Origin of the sequence: Tistrella mobilis, assembly GCF_041468085.1 — a bacterium.
Taxonomy (GTDB): domain Bacteria; phylum Pseudomonadota; class Alphaproteobacteria; order Tistrellales; family Tistrellaceae; genus Tistrella; species Tistrella mobilis_A.
Map to the genome: position 1 here is coordinate 3,471,528 of NZ_CP121017.1, position 14,104 is coordinate 3,485,631.

Sequence of the window (14,104 nt, forward strand, 5' to 3'; positions counted from 1 at the left end):
TCTATCATGCAGCGCACATCCTGCGCAAAGCCGCCGGCAAACCGCCCGCTCCATGGACCCGGGGCATCGCCTCGCCGCGATTTCGTGGCAGGATGGCCCCGGACCCATTCCACGATCACAGGACCTTCCGATGCGCCTCGTCCGTTACGGCCTGCCCGGCCAGGAACGCCCCGGTCTTCTCGGCCCCGATGGCAACCTGCGCGACCTTTCCGCTCAGATTGCCGATCTTGGCCCTGCCACGCTCGACCTTGAGACGCTGGAGCGGCTGAAGACGATCGATCCGGCCGATCTGCCGGTGGTCGAAGGGCCGGTCCGGCTTGGCGCCTGTATCGCGCGCCCCGGCAAGTTCATCGGCATCGGGCTGAATTATCGCGACCACGCGGCCGAAGCCGGGATGGCGCTGCCGACCGAACCGGTGGTCTTCCACAAGGCGACCTCGTCCATGGCGGGGCCCGAAGACGATCTGACCCTGCCGCCGGATGCCGCCAAGACCGACTGGGAAGTCGAACTCGGTGTCGTGATCGGCCGGGTGCTGAAGCGGGCGAGCCCTGACGAGGCGCTGGCGGGCATTGCCGGCTATTGCACGGTCAACGACATCTCGGAACGTGCCTTTCAGCTGGAACGGGGCGGCCAGTGGACCAAGGGCAAGTCCGCCGATGGCTTCGGCCCCGTCGGCCCCTGGCTGGTCACCGCCGACGAAGTGCCCGACCCGCAGGCCCTGAAGCTGTGGCTGGAGCTGAACGGAGAGCGCCGGCAGGACGGCACCACCGCCGATCAGGTCTTCGGCGTGGCCGAGATCCTGTCCTATCTCAGCCGCTTCATGACGCTGGAGCCGGGCGACCTGATCACCACCGGCACGCCGGCGGGGGTCGGCGCCGGAGCAACTCCCCAGCGCTTCCTGAAGCCCGGTGATCATATGTTTCTTGAAGTGGAAGGCCTGGGCTGCCAGTCGATCCGCGTCACCGCCGGCTGATCCTGCCTTTGCATGCTCTTAACATACTGACATCCTGCCATCCCGCGAATCGGGGGGGCGGATCGGCTGCATGTGGACGCCGTCCCCCCGACCCGTCTACAATCTGGCGCCCGGCAAGTTGGCCGGTGGTCGATCAATCCCGGGTTCACACGGTATACGGCCGGATTGCGGGCGCCGGGCCCGGTGGCGGGCAGCCCCCGCTTGCGGGCGATGGTGACAGCCGGCAGAGCCGGCATTCCAGGGTGATGGCATGCGCAGACGGGTGCTTGCGGTGACATTGACGCTGGCGACGCTCATCGGAGCGTTGCCGGTGGCAGGCAGCCTGTGGATCGCCTGGGAAAATGCCCGCCGGGTGGAAACCGATCTGCTGATCCGGGCCACCCGGGAAATGCTCACGCGATCGGAACGCCTGCAGGAGGACGCCACCCGCGCCCTTGCCGCCATGGCCGCGGTCCCGGTCGCGGATGCCTGCACCCCCGGCGGCCTTGCGCGGCTGCGCGCCGCCGCCTTCGCCAGCCGCGGCGTTCGCGAGGTGGGGGTGGTGGAGGAAGGCCGCGTGGTGTGCACCGGTGCCGGCCGGCTCGACAGTCCGATGCCCCTGCCGCTGCCCGATATGTCGGTGGGCGAGATGCGGATCTGGTATGACCGGCTGCCCCCCGGTCTGGACGACAGCGCCCGCGCCGCCAGCCGCACCACGGTGATCGTCCGCGGCCCCTATGCCGTGTTTCTCGATACCGAACAGATCTATGATCTGGTCCTGGCGGAACCGCGGGTGGTGTTGAGCATGGTCGCCCTCGGTACCGGCCAGGTGCTGGGCGTGCGCACCCGCCCCGAACGCGCCATCCTGTCCGATATGGTCGACCGGTTCCGCAATCAGGACGAGCCCGAAGCCATCCGTCTGGGCGACCGGCTGGTGGTGGCCGCCATCGCCCGCGACGGCACCGCCATGGCCCTTGCCTCGGAGCCGGTCAGCGTGGTGATCGAGACCTGGCGCGAACAGGCCCTGCTGATGGGGCTGCCGGGGCTCGCCAGCGGCGGCATCATCTTCTGGCTGATCATCATCCTCGTCCGGCGGGGCGACACCATGGGCGCCCGCATCCGCCGGGGCCTCGGCCGCGGCGAGTTCCGGGTGGTCTATCAGCCGATCGTCCGCCTGGCCGACGGTGCCTGTCTGGGCGGCGAGGCCCTGGTCCGCTGGCAGCAGCGCGACGGCAGCATGATCTCGCCCGATCGCTTCATTCCGGTGGCCGAAGCCGAAGGACTGATCGAGCGGCTGACCGACGAGATCATCGAGCATGTCTTCGCCGATCTCGGCAAATTCCTGGCGGCGCGCCCCTCGGTCTGGATCGCGATCAACCTGTCGGCATCGGATGTGGAAAGCGACCGGGTCCGCGGCCGGCTCGACCGCCTGCGCAAGACCCATGGCGTAGCGGCAGCCCAGATCGTGCTGGAAGCGACCGAGCGCACCCTGATCGATGCCAGGCGCGCCCAAAGCTCCATGCGCAGCTTCCGCGATGCCGGTTACCGGCTGACCATCGACGATTTCGGCACCGGCTATTCCAGCCTCGCCTATCTCGCCACCCTGCCGGTGGACGGGCTGAAGCTCGACAAAACCTTCGTCGACGGCATTGGCAGCGGGTCTGCCGCCGACGACGTGATGGGGCACATCCTGTCGCTGGCGGCAACGCTCGGGCTGGATGTCGCGGCGGAGGGTGTGGAACATCAGGCCCAGGCGGATTATCTGATCGCCCGCGGCGTGACCTACGGCCAGGGCTGGCTTTATGCACGCGCCATGGACGGTAGCGCCTTCTGCAGCTATGTCGACGGCCATCTGCCGGCCGCACCGCTGGCAAGCCGTCGCCGCGCCTGACCGTTCAGCGCTGCGTCAGGTTTCCGGTGCCGACCACGGGGTGAAGCAGAGCACGCCGAAAATGGCGGTGATCAGGCCGGGATCATCCATGCCGTCCCCGGCCAGCGGCACTTCAAGCGCGTCGAAAAGATAACGCCCCCGCGAATTGGCAAAGCTCGTATCGCCATGCGACCGCACCGGGGCGCGGCGCCGGACGACCTCGTCAAAGCTCCGGGCCACGATCTGGTAGGTTTCCGGCGGGTAGACCTCGTCCAGCCACCAGCCGGTCCGGTCCCGCCCCAGCCGCTCAACGATCGTGGAGCCGATCAGCCTGTAGCGATAGCGGACCGTGGCGTCGGCGTTTCCGCCCGGGTCCTGTCGGACGACATCGACCAGATAGCTGGTCGCAAGCAGATGATGAAATGCCAGAGGATCCAGATCCCGCCGACGAAGGCTCTGCCCGGCCTCGGCCGCCCGCTGCCAGACGCCCAGCACCGGCATCAGCCGCGGGTCCAGGCCATCGAGTGTCGATTCGACGATATAGGACACGTTCCCGGCGCCCCCTTCCCGCAATCCGGCCAGACCATGCCACCTATCGTCTGCACCCTCGCCGAGCCTTGCGCCGACTGCAACAGGAAGTGAACAGGTGGTGCAACACGCAATGAGTTCAACGCATCAGGCGTTATTGCACGGCATTTAATAAACGCAAAACGCGCTATTCCCGACGAAAAAGCGGGATTTTTGCCCTCGTTGCACTATCATGACGTTTGAAGCCCGAGAAGAGGCCACCCACCGGATGAGTTGCCGGATAAGAACCTGAAAGCGGCCGCCGATAGTCGCGCGGATGCACAGGATCATGCCGAAACCAGTCGCCAAATCGAGGTCGTCGAAGATGCGTCATGACATCACCCCGCCTGCGGGCGGCCGGTCGCCCGGAGCGGCCACCGCGCCCGATCTTCGTTCAGCTCGTTGCGCCCCCAGCCATCCCATCACCGCCCCGCCCGGCGCCGGCGCGCCGGCTTCCGCCACAGCCGACATGGCCACCGCAGAAGCCTCGCCGCCTGCCAACCGCCGCGACATTGAAACCGAGATCAACCGTGCCATCGGCCGGCGGATCCGGACGCTCAGGCTGGCGCGCGGCCTCAGCCAGGAAGCCTGCTCCACCCAGCTGGGCATCAGTTTTCAGCAATTGCAGAAGTACGAGAAGGGGCAGAACCGGATCAGCGCCTGCGCATTGTATCGCCTGGCCGAAATCCTGGATGTCCCGCCCTCGGCGCTGCTCGACCGGCTGGATGACGGGCCCAAGGTGCTTCGCCGCAACCGGATCAGCCGCGGCATGATCGAGGCCAGCACCCGGCTTGCCTCGATTTCGGATGCCACCGCGCGTCGGGCGATCACCGATCTGATTGCCGCGCTGAGCAGCGCCGCCGCCGAAAGCGTCGAGCCTGCCGATGACGATGTGGACCTCGACCAGGCAGGTGCCATGCACTGATCCCGCCCGCCCGCATATCCCGGCCAGGGGCCGCACCGGTGACCGTCGGTGCGGCCCCGGTCGTTTTGGGCCGGCGTTTTGGGCCCCGGTGTTTCAGATCCAGGCGTTACGGCACACATATCCGGCTTCCCCCTCGCCTCCCCGCGATGTGCGGGTTACGATCCGAAACGGGAGGAGCGGCAAGCCGGTCGCGATACATGCACAACAATTATGCATGATCGGCTTCTTGTCCAAAATTTGCGCAAAACTGTCATGACCGTGCCGGCACGGCCGTGGCCGTCGCCTTGGGGAAAGCACCCTGAAACCTATCCGATCGGTCAGGTAAAAACCTCTTGCGGACAATGGGTTGAACCCCGATCGTAAAATAAGGTGCGCCCTTGGCCCGGGGATTGCACCGGCAGAGACAAAGAGTGGCGGGCGGCAGCGGAGGGAGACCGCTGCCGACATCGCCGCGGGCCAGCTCGTGAGGCCGAGACGCATGGCAGGACCGATGACCATCGACAGGACGCGCGATGACAGGCGCGCGCACCGGCCGGCCCCGGACGGGGCCGGACCGGCGGGGGAACGACCGATCGGGAAGACGGGGGGACGGGGTGCCGGGATGACGGGGGAGACGGGTATGGCGGCAGTGTCCGCACGCGGATTGTCGCTGGTCTACCAGACCGCCGATCAGCCGGTTCATGCACTCAGCGACGTCGATATCGACATCCGCCCGGGGGATTTCGTCTCGCTGATCGGCCCGTCGGGCTGCGGCAAGACCACGCTGCTCAGGGTGATCGCCGATCTGGAACAGCCGACCGGCGGCAGCATCACCGTCACCGGCCGCACGCCCGACGAGGCGCGCCGCGCCCATGCCTATGGCTATGTCTTTCAGGCGCCGGCGCTGATGCCCTGGCGCACGGTGGAACGCAACGTCATGCTGCCGCTGGAGCTTTCGGGCCGACCAAAGGCCGAGCGCCAGGCGGTCGCGCGCGAAAAGCTGGCCCTGGTGGGGCTGGACGGTTTCGCCCGCAAATACCCCTGGCAGCTGTCGGGTGGCATGCAGCAGCGGGCCTCCATCGCCCGCGCACTGTCGTTTGCGCCCGAACTGCTGCTGATGGACGAACCCTTCGGTGCGCTCGACGAGATCACCCGCGACCATCTGAACCTGGCGCTGAACGCGCTCTGGCGGAAGACCGGCCTGACCTGCGTCTTCGTGACCCATTCGATTTCCGAGGCGGTGTTCCTGTCGAACCGGATCATCGTGATGAGCCCGCGCCCGGGTCGCATCCTGGAAGAGATCGTCTGCGACCTGCCGGCGGAGCGTACGCTGGAGATGCGGGAAAGCGCCGAATTCCAGCGGGTCGCGGCCCTGGTCAGGGCTGGCCTCGCCCAGGGTCACTCCTATGACTGAGCTTGCAGCCGGACCCGTCCCGGGCCCGCGCACCGGCCGCATCGGCCGCGCGCTGGCCGAACGGGGCGCCGACATCCTGCCGGTGACGACGGTCGCCCTGCTGGTGATCGTGATCTGGTATGCGGCGGCCCTTCTGCTCAACGCCCCGCAGGCGATCGAACAGCTGGCCCGCAAGGGGGTGACCGACCCTGCCATCGCGGAGCTGATGGCCGAGGCCTTCGCCCAGCGCCGGCCGGTTCTGCCGACCCCCGATCAGGTGGTGGTGGAAATCGTCACCTCCTCGACCGAACGGCCGGTCGGCAATGTCCGCAACCTGATCACCCATGTGATCGCCACCGCGCAATCCACCCTCGCCGGCTTCGTGCTCGGCTCGATCCTGGGCCTCGGCCTCGCCATCGGCATGGCTGCGCTCCGGCCGCTGGAGCGCGGCGTACTGCCCTGGATCGTCGCCTCACAGACCGTGCCGATCCTGGCGATCGCACCGATGGTGGTGGTTGTACTGGGCAATCTGGGCTTCACCGGCCTTCTGCCCAAGGCGGTGATCTCGATGTATCTGTGCTTCTTCCCCGTGGCGATCGGCATGACCAAGGGGCTGCGCTCGGCCGATCCGCTGCATATGGACCTGATGCATTCCTATAACGCCACGCCGTTCCAGGTCTTTCTGAAGCTGCGCCTGCCGGCCGCCCTGCCCTATCTCTTCGCCAGTCTGAAGGTTGCGATCGCCGCCGCCCTGGTCGGCGCAATTGTGGGCGAACTGCCGACCGGCGGCCAGGCGGGGCTCGGCACCCGGCTGCTCGCCGGCTCCTATTACGGCCAGACCACCCAGATCTGGGCGGCGCTGATCGCGGCCTCGCTGCTCTCGGCCCTGCTGGTCCAGGCGGTGGCGCTGGCGGAACGCATCGTCGTGCGCCAGAGCGGAGGTGCGCGATGACCGCAGCCTCTGCACGGACAGCGCCGCTCCAGCCCGTCTCCCGCGGCCTGGATGCCGTCTGGGGCCTGATGGGACTTGTTGCCCTGCTGCTGCCGCTCTCAACCGCAGGCGGTGTCTGGATCGCCAATGCCGATCTGACCGTGCTTATGATGATCGCCGGCATCCTGCTCTTCGCACAGGCCGGGATCCGGCCACGGCAGAGCCGGATGCGGGGACCGCTGGTGCTGGCGGGGGCAGCCCTCGTCGCCATCGCCACGATCGCCGCCCTGCGCAGCGGCACCGTCGGTTTCGGCGAGGGGGCGGCCGGCTATACCCTGGCGGGGCTCGCCGCCATGGCGGCGGCCTTCCGCGGCATCGCCCTGGTCGCGCGCCTGCCCGAAACCTCGCTGCCGGTCCGTCTGCTGCCGCCGGCAGCCCTGGGCCTGACGCTGCTTTATGCCTGGGAGGGCGGCTGCCTGGGCTTTGGCGTGCCGGCGGTGCTGCTGCCGCCGCCCTCGGCGATCGGGGCCGCCTTTGCCGCCAATCTGCCGGTGCTGTGGCAGGATTTCGTCCAGACCGTGTGGAAGGGGGCGCTGCGGGGCTATCTGATCGGCTGCACGGCCGGCATCCTGCTGGGCGTGGCGGCCGATCGCGTCGCCTTCCTCCGCCGCGGCCTGCTCCCGGTCGCCAATCTGATGAGCGCCGCACCGATCGTCGGTGTCGCACCGATCATGGTGATGTGGTTCGGCTTCGACTGGCCGTCCAAGGCGGCGGTGGTGGTGGTGACGACACTGTTCCCGATGCTGGTGAACACGCTGGCCGGGCTTTCCGCCACATCCAGGCAGGAGCTGGACCTGATGCGCTCCTATGCCGCATCCCATACCACCACGCTTCTGGTCGCCCGGCTGCCGAACGCATTGCCCTTCCTGTTCAACGGGCTGAAGATCAGTGCGACGCTGGCCCTGATCGCGGCCATCGTGGCGGAATTCTTCGGCACGCCCGTGGTCGGCATGGGCTTCAGGATCAGCACCGAGGTCGCGCGGATGAATGTGGACGTGGTCTGGGCGACGATCCTGGTGGCGGCCATTGCCGGCTCCGGCACCTATGCCGCGCTGTCGTTCATCGAACGGCGCGTGACCTTCTGGCATCCCGCGATGCGCGGGCGCTGACGGCGCCCGGCCTGCACATGCGGAGACGGCGTCCCGGGCGGGACCATCGGAGGCTTCGGCCCGCCCGCGGATGATTTTGAGGGGAGACCCCGCAACCCGCCGCCGCCCCACAACGGGGACAAACCCCGCCGGCGGCCGGTTCGGGGCAGATGATGACGAGGGAGACGAGAATGAGGACGCTCAAGACCCTCCTGACCGGTTCGGTCGCCGGGCTTGCCCTGGCACTGGCCGCGACGGGCCCCGGCCTTGCCGCCGATGCGCTGACCCTGCAGCTGAAATGGGTCACCCAGGCGCAGTTCGCCGGCTATTACGTGGCGAAGGAAAAGGGCTTCTACGACGAAGCCGGGCTCGACGTGACCATCAAGGCCGGCGGTCCCGACATCAACCCGTCGCAGGTGATCGCCGGCGGCGGTGCCGATGTCGTGGTCGACTGGATGCCCTCGGCGCTGGCGACGCGTGAGAAGGGCGTGCCGCTGGTCAACATCGCCCAGATCTTCCAGCAGTCGGGCATGATGCTGACCTGCCGCAAGGACAGCGGCATCAAGACCCCGGCCGATTTCAAGGGCCATACCCTGGGCGTCTGGTTCGGCGGCAACGAGTATCCCTTCCTGTCGTGGATGTCGACGCTGGGCTACAAGACCGAAGGTCCGGATGCCGACATCACCGTGCTGAAGCAGGGCTTCAACGTCGACCCGATCCTGCAGAAGCAGGCCTCCTGCGTGTCGACCATGACCTATAACGAATACTGGCAGATCCTGGATGCCGGCGTGCCGGCCGACGAGCTGATCACCTTCAAGTATCAGGATCAGGGCGTCGCCACGCTGGAAGACGGCCTCTATACCCTGGAGAAGAGCCTTCAGGATCCGGCCATGGTCGACAAGCTCGGCCGCTTCGTGAAGGCCAGCGTCAAGGGCTGGGAGTATGCCGCAGCTCACCAGGACGAGGCGGTGGAGATCGTGCTCGACAACGACACCACCGGCGCCCAGACCGAAGAACACCAGACCCGGATGATGCAGGAAGTCGCCAAGCTGCTCGACGGCTCGAAGAAGGGCATGGGCTATCTGGCGCCGGATGACTTCCAGCGCACGGTGAAGGTGCTGCTGGGGGCGAAGTCGGCCCCGGTCATCACCAAGGATCCGGGCCAGGCCGCCTGGACCCATGCGGTCTACGACAAGGCCATGTGACGTGATCTGAGCGATCACCTGGAAACACTTGCGTCCTCTCACGCCGCCGCCCAGGATCGCAGGATCCGGGCGGCGGTTGCATTCCGGGCCATGCAAACCCGCCTGCCCCGGCGATCGCAAGGAGGACAATTGTATGTCGACGTCGCGGCCGCGCCGCTTCCTGCGCCGCCTGTCCCGCCGCCTCCGCCTCAGGGAGGCCGGCATCATCGCCGTGGTCATGATCGTCGCCGGCTACATCGCCGTGGCCTTCGACCTGTTCGAGGCGAGCCTGCACGCGGCCGACACCGCCACCGCGATGCTGGAACTCGACGAGGCGCTGGCGCTGGGGGTGTTGCTTGCCCTGATCATGCTGGGCGTGGCGCTGCGCCAGTACCGCGACCAGAGCCGCGAGATCGCGCGCCGGCGCGAGGCCGAAACCGAGGCCCGCCGCCTGGCCTATCAGGATCCGCTGACCGGCCTTGCCAATCGCCGGCGGTTCGAGGAGCGGCTTGCGGCCGCAATCGCCGCCCCGCCGGCGGCAGGGGCGGCCCATGGCCTGTTCCTGCTCGACCTGAACGGCTTCAAGCAGGTCAACGACGTCTACGGCCACGGCACCGGCGACGAGGTGCTGATGGTGGTCGCCAACCGGCTGATGGGGGCGGTGCGCGACAGCGATCTGGTGGCCAGGCTCGGCGGCGACGAATTCGCGGTTCTCGCCCCGCATCTGATGGGGCCGGAAGGGGCGACCAGTGTGGCGCTGCGCCTGACCCGCGCCTTCGCCGACCCGATCACCAGCGGCCGCGGCCGTCATGATGTCGGCACCGGCATCGGCATTGCGCTGCTGCCCCAGGATGCGGGCGATCCGGTCGAGGCGCTGAGGCGGGCCGATGTGGCGCTCTACCGGGCAAAGACCGAGCGTCGCACCGCCTTCCGCTTCTTCGAGACCCAGATGGACGATGCGGTCCGGCTGCGCGAGGCGCTGGAGATCGACCTCAGGGCGGCCGTGGCCAGGGGCGGGTTCGACCTGCTCTACCAGCCCTCGATCGAACTCGACACCGGCCGGGTGAGCGGGTTCGAGGCGGTGATCAGCTGGCAGCACCCCGTCCATGGCGACATTCCGCCGGAACGTTTCCTGCCGATCGCCGAAGATACCGGGCTGATCCACGGCCTCGGCCGCTGGATGCTGGAACAGGCCGCCCGCACCGCAGCCGGCTGGCCGGCGGATGTGACGCTGTCGGTCGACCTGCTGCCCGGCCAGGTAAAGGATCCGGCCTTTGCCGCCGATGCCATCCGCATCCTGGCCGAAGCCGGCCTTGAGGCCGGTCGGGTGGAGTTCGACATCGCCGAGAGCACGCTGGTGGGCGATCCCGATACCGTGCGCGCCCTGGTCGGCGATCTCAGATCCGCCGGCGCCCGGGTGGCGCTGGCCAATTTCGGCACCGGCTATTCCAGCCTCTATCATCTGCGCGATCTGGAACTCGACCGGGTCAAGATCGACCGCAGCTTCATTCAGCGGATCGACGAGGCGGAAACCGCCCGGCTGGTCCAGGCGCTCGCCGGGCTGGGCGAAGGGCTCGGCCTCGATGTCGGTGCCGAAGGGCTGGGTGCGGGAACCGGCATTGCCGCCGACCGGCTGATGGCGAGCGGCATCCGCAACGCCTCCACCCGGGGGCGAAGCGTGACGGCAGCCGAAAGCCTGGGCATGATCGGCGTCCCAGCCATTCCGCCCATGCCCTGACAGCCGGAGTCCGCGCCCATGTTCGACGCCGCCCCCATCGACACCGACACAACGCCCAAGCCCGAGCTGTACCGCCTGCTCGCCCGCCAGCTTGAAGCCCTGATCGCGGGAGAGCGCGACCCGGTGGCCAATGCCGCCAACATGTCGGCGCTGATCTGGATGTCGCTGCCCGGGCTCAACTGGGCCGGCTTCTACTTTCTGAAAAGCCCGGACGAGCTGGTGCTGGGCCCCTTCCAGGGCCGGCCCGCCTGCGTGCGCATCGCCCGCGGCCGCGGCGTCTGCGGCACGGCGGTCGCGGAGGCCCGCACCCAGCTGGTCGAAGACGTCCACGCCTTCCCCGGCCACATCGCCTGCGATGCCGCCTCGGCCTCGGAAATCGTGGTCCCGCTGATCCGCGACGGCCGGATCCTGGGCGTGCTCGACCTGGACAGCCCCCACCCCGCCCGCTTCGACACCGAGGACCAGGCCGGCCTGGAACGCCTGGCCGCGATCTGGGTGGCGGGGAGCGATTGCGCCTGATCGGATGATCACCGCCGGGGGAGACGGCTGTGACCATCTCCCCCGGCAATGCGTCACCGGAACAGCACCAGCGCCTTGTCGAGGGTGATCCACACCCCCCAGAGGATCGGCAGGCCGACGGCGGCCCAGGCGAGGGCGGCGCGGGTGTCGATGCCGCCACGGCCGATGCCGAACGAGCCTTCATGCGCCGCATCCACCGGGCGGAGCTTCGCCTGGATCTCGGCCAGTTCCGCCTTGCCGATGAACCAGCGCTCGGCCAGCGGCCGGATGGCCAGATTGCACAGGAAGCCTGCAGCCAGCATCACCGCCAGCACGATCATGATCGTATCGTAGATCTGGGGCCGCGGTACGCCGGCGGCGATCTGCGCATCGCGCATATAGGCCACCACCAGCGGCCCCAGAATGCCGGCGGTCGACCAGGCGGTGAGCAGGCGGCCGTGGATGGCGCCGACGAACTGGGTGCCGAAGATGTCGGCCAGATAGGCCGGAATGGTCGCGAAGCCGCCGCCATACATCGAGGCGATGACGCAGAAGGCAAGCACGAACAACGCCAGCGCATGGCCGCCCGCCAGCACCGGCGCCGCCAGATAGAGGCCGGCCCCCAGCACGAAAAACACCGCATAGGTGGCCTTGCGGCCCAGATGGTCCGACAGCGAGGCCCAGAAGAAGCGGCCGCCGATGTTGAACAGCGAGATCAACCCCACGAAACCGGCGGCGATCGCCGCGGCCGAAAGCTTCTGCTGCTCGTCGAAGTCCAGGAAACCGACCTCCGGCGCACCGACCAGCGCGCCGCCGAAGATTTCCTGCAGCATGGGTGCGGCCACGCCGATGATGCCGATGCTGGCCGAGACGTTCAGGCACAGAACCGCCCAGATCAGCCAGAATTGCGGCGTCTTATGGGCGTCGCGCAGATGGACATGGCCATGGGTGATCATGGCCTTCGACGCCGGTTTCGGCGTCCAGCCGTCGGGCCGCCAGCCGGCCGGCGGCACGCGGTACCCGAAGGCGCCGGCCAGCATGAACACCAGATAGATCGCGCCCAGCGCCAGGAACGTCTCCCACACCCCCACCGATTCGGGCGTGCGGAAGTGGTTCATCATCATGTTGGCGAGCGGGCTGCCGATCATCGCGCCGCCGCCGAACCCCATGATCGCCATGCCGGTGGCCATGCCGCGCCGGTCGGGGAACCATTTGATCAGGGTCGAGACCGGCGAAATATAGCCGAGCCCCAGACCGACGCCGCCGATCACGCCCGAGCCCAGCCACATCAGCCAGAGCTGATGGCTGGCGACGCCCAGCGCCGACACCGCCATGCCGCCGCACCAGCAGATTGCGGAAACGACACCGGCCTTGCGCGGTCCCGCCCGTTCCAGCCAGCCACCGAAGGCCGCGGCCGAGGTGCCGAGCACCACGAAGAACAGGGTATAGATCCAGACCAGATCGCTGATCCGCCAGTCGCAGCTGGTGGTGGTCAGCGCCGACAGCAAGGTGAGATCGGCGCAGGCAACCGGCTGGGTCACGCCGATCGCGCGCGACAGCGGCAGCCAGAAGACGCTGAACCCATAGGCCATGCCGATGCAGAGATGGATGGCAAGCGCCGCCGGCGGCACCAGCCAGCGATTGAAGCCCGGGCGGGCGATGATGCGTTCGCGATCGAGCAGCCCGGGTCGGGCACCCGGACCATCGGTGACGGCGATCTGAACCATGGCGTCCTTGTTCCTCCCCAGCGACGCGGATCTGTGGGGCGCCCGACGACTGCGACCGCGCAAAGGGAGGGTATCCGGACGGGGGCGCGGTATCGCGCGCCGCGCCCGTCGCACGGGTCCCGTTACGCCGGCCGATCTGCCTGAAAGCTGCCCCGACCGGTGGTGGTGGCCCTTCCGGCCTCTCTCACCTCCGGTCGAACAACGCTGGGTCATCCCGCGCCCGGGATCAAATCGAAACAACTGAACGTTTGATCGGTACTATCTATCAACCATAACGTTTTCCCGGGCAAAGTCCCGCTCGAAATCCGCGCCGCGCAGACAGTCGAGCAGCGCCGCAGCCATGGGCGATGGCGGGTCACGATCAGACAGCACCAGCCCCACGGACTGGGTGTGGACCGGATCGACCAGATCGATCGACACCAGATCGGGGGTCGCCCCCAGCACATGGAGGAAAGTATGGGGCACGATGCTCGACCAGCCGCCCTGGCGGATATGGGCGCAGACCCCCAGAAAGGAATTGCTCACCACCGGTGCGTCGACGGTGACCCCCAGCCCGGCCGCAACCTTGTTCAGGATCCGCCGGTTCTGCATGTCCTCGCTGAGCAGGCAGAGGGTCTGGGTGAACGCCTCGGCCCAGCCGAGCCGGGCGCGGCCGGCGAAGCGGTGATCGGGACCGGTCACGAAGACATAGCGCTCGCGATAGAGCGGCAGCAGCCGGACATGGTCCGGCGGCTCGTTCTCCAGATAGGTCAGGCCGCCATCCAGTTCGAAGGCATCCAGCCCGCGCTGGATGGCACGCGAGGTGAGCGACTGGATGGCGATGCGGGCGGCGGGATGGGCGGCCATGAACCGGGCGCTCAGAAACGCGACCGACGGCATGGCCGCCGGGATGACCCCCAGCCTGAGGGTACCGGTCAAGCCGCTGCCGCCGCCCAGATCCTCGCGCAGGCTGTCGTAATCGCGCAGGATCTGGCGGGCCCAGACCAGCAGTTTCTCGCCTTCGGCGGTCAGCCCGGTGAAGCGGTGGCCGCGCACCACCAGCCGCACTTCCAGATCCTGCTCCAGCTTGCGGATCGCGGCCGACAGAGTCGGCTGGGTGATGTTGCAGCGCGCCGCCGCCCGGGCGAAATGCTTCTCGCCGGCGAGGGTCACGAAATAAGACAGATGACGGACGAGCATGGCGGATGGCCTC

General features: G+C 68.1%; 12 protein-coding genes. 9 read left to right on the forward strand and 3 right to left on the reverse strand.

From position 1 onward, the window contains the following. Positions 1–130 precede the first annotated feature (130 nt). Positions 131–973 carry a fumarylacetoacetate hydrolase family protein gene (locus tag P7L68_RS21265; RefSeq protein ID WP_372001456.1) on the forward strand — a complete coding sequence of 281 codons (843 nt, stop codon included), beginning with the start codon at positions 131–133 and terminating at the stop codon, positions 971–973. Between the two features lie 250 nt (positions 974–1,223). After that, on the forward strand, positions 1,224–2,843 hold the full coding sequence (locus P7L68_RS21270) for an EAL domain-containing protein (protein WP_372001458.1): 1,620 nt from the start codon (positions 1,224–1,226) through the stop codon (positions 2,841–2,843). Between the two features lie 15 nt (positions 2,844–2,858). Here P7L68_RS21270 and P7L68_RS21275 read toward each other — a convergent pair whose 3' ends face one another. Further along, positions 2,859–3,371: a PAS domain-containing protein gene (locus P7L68_RS21275; protein WP_372001459.1), complete on the reverse strand. Its 513-nt coding sequence runs from the start codon at positions 3,369–3,371 to the stop codon at positions 2,859–2,861. 307 nt (positions 3,372–3,678) lie between these two features. Here P7L68_RS21275 and P7L68_RS21280 point away from each other — a divergent pair, with 307 nt between their 5' ends. From P7L68_RS21280 to P7L68_RS21310, 7 genes are all read left to right on the forward strand, one after another. Then, complete coding sequence (locus P7L68_RS21280; protein WP_372001461.1) at positions 3,679–4,314, forward strand: helix-turn-helix domain-containing protein; 636 nt, start codon at positions 3,679–3,681, stop codon at positions 4,312–4,314. A 619-nt stretch (positions 4,315–4,933) separates the two neighbouring features. Continuing rightward, positions 4,934–5,707, forward strand: a complete 774-nt coding sequence (locus tag P7L68_RS21285) for an ABC transporter ATP-binding protein (RefSeq protein ID WP_372001462.1) — start codon at positions 4,934–4,936, stop codon at positions 5,705–5,707. Beyond that, positions 5,700–6,638 (forward strand): ABC transporter permease, encoded by a 939-nt coding sequence (locus P7L68_RS21290; protein WP_372001463.1) that lies wholly within the window; start codon positions 5,700–5,702, stop codon positions 6,636–6,638. Before P7L68_RS21285 ends, P7L68_RS21290 begins: the two co-directional genes overlap by 8 nt. 68 nt (positions 6,639–6,706) lie before the next feature. Beyond that, positions 6,707–7,786: an ABC transporter permease gene (locus P7L68_RS21295; RefSeq protein WP_372006908.1), complete on the forward strand. Its 1,080-nt coding sequence runs from the start codon at positions 6,707–6,709 to the stop codon at positions 7,784–7,786. A 170-nt stretch (positions 7,787–7,956) separates the two neighbouring features. Continuing rightward, positions 7,957–8,970, forward strand: coding sequence for an ABC transporter substrate-binding protein (locus P7L68_RS21300; RefSeq protein ID WP_372001465.1), 1,014 nt, complete (start codon positions 7,957–7,959; stop codon positions 8,968–8,970). A 133-nt stretch (positions 8,971–9,103) separates the two neighbouring features. Beyond that, positions 9,104–10,687, forward strand: a complete 1,584-nt coding sequence (locus P7L68_RS21305) for a putative bifunctional diguanylate cyclase/phosphodiesterase (protein WP_372001467.1) — start codon at positions 9,104–9,106, stop codon at positions 10,685–10,687. Positions 10,688–10,705: 18 nt separating this feature from the next. After that, a complete protein-coding gene (locus P7L68_RS21310) occupies positions 10,706–11,206 on the forward strand; it encodes a GAF domain-containing protein (protein WP_372001469.1) in 501 nt (166 codons plus the stop codon). Positions 11,207–11,259: 53 nt separating this feature from the next. Here the strand turns inward: P7L68_RS21310 and P7L68_RS21315 are convergent, their stop codons facing one another. Both P7L68_RS21315 and P7L68_RS21320 read right to left on the reverse strand, forming a co-directional pair. After that, positions 11,260–12,912 carry an OFA family MFS transporter gene (locus P7L68_RS21315; RefSeq protein ID WP_372001471.1) on the reverse strand — a complete coding sequence of 551 codons (1,653 nt, stop codon included), beginning with the start codon at positions 12,910–12,912 and terminating at the stop codon, positions 11,260–11,262. A gap of 258 nt (positions 12,913–13,170) precedes the next feature. Then, a complete protein-coding gene (locus P7L68_RS21320; RefSeq protein ID WP_372001473.1) occupies positions 13,171–14,091 on the reverse strand; it encodes a LysR family transcriptional regulator in 921 nt (306 codons plus the stop codon). Positions 14,092–14,104: the final 13 nt, after the last annotated feature.

Bases quoted from the DNA above. Each gene is read 5' to 3' on its own strand.
- P7L68_RS21315 (WP_372001471.1), bottom strand. From the start codon at position 12,912: ATGGTTCAGATCGCCGTCACCGATGGTCCGGGTGCCCGACCCGGGCTG.
- P7L68_RS21295 (WP_372006908.1), top strand. From the start codon at position 6,707: ATGGGACTTGTTGCCCTGCTGCTGCCGCTCTCAACCGCAGGCGGTGTC.
- P7L68_RS21300 (WP_372001465.1), top strand. From the start codon at position 7,957: ATGAGGACGCTCAAGACCCTCCTGACCGGTTCGGTCGCCGGGCTTGCC.
- P7L68_RS21305 (WP_372001467.1), top strand. From the start codon at position 9,104: ATGTCGACGTCGCGGCCGCGCCGCTTCCTGCGCCGCCTGTCCCGCCGC.
- P7L68_RS21320 (WP_372001473.1), bottom strand. From the start codon at position 14,091: ATGCTCGTCCGTCATCTGTCTTATTTCGTGACCCTCGCCGGCGAGAAG.
- P7L68_RS21285 (WP_372001462.1), top strand. From the start codon at position 4,934: ATGGCGGCAGTGTCCGCACGCGGATTGTCGCTGGTCTACCAGACCGCC.
- P7L68_RS21265 (WP_372001456.1), top strand. From the start codon at position 131: ATGCGCCTCGTCCGTTACGGCCTGCCCGGCCAGGAACGCCCCGGTCTT.
- P7L68_RS21280 (WP_372001461.1), top strand. From the start codon at position 3,679: ATGCCGAAACCAGTCGCCAAATCGAGGTCGTCGAAGATGCGTCATGAC.
- P7L68_RS21270 (WP_372001458.1), top strand. From the start codon at position 1,224: ATGCGCAGACGGGTGCTTGCGGTGACATTGACGCTGGCGACGCTCATC.
- P7L68_RS21310 (WP_372001469.1), top strand. From the start codon at position 10,706: ATGTTCGACGCCGCCCCCATCGACACCGACACAACGCCCAAGCCCGAG.
- P7L68_RS21290 (WP_372001463.1), top strand. From the start codon at position 5,700: ATGACTGAGCTTGCAGCCGGACCCGTCCCGGGCCCGCGCACCGGCCGC.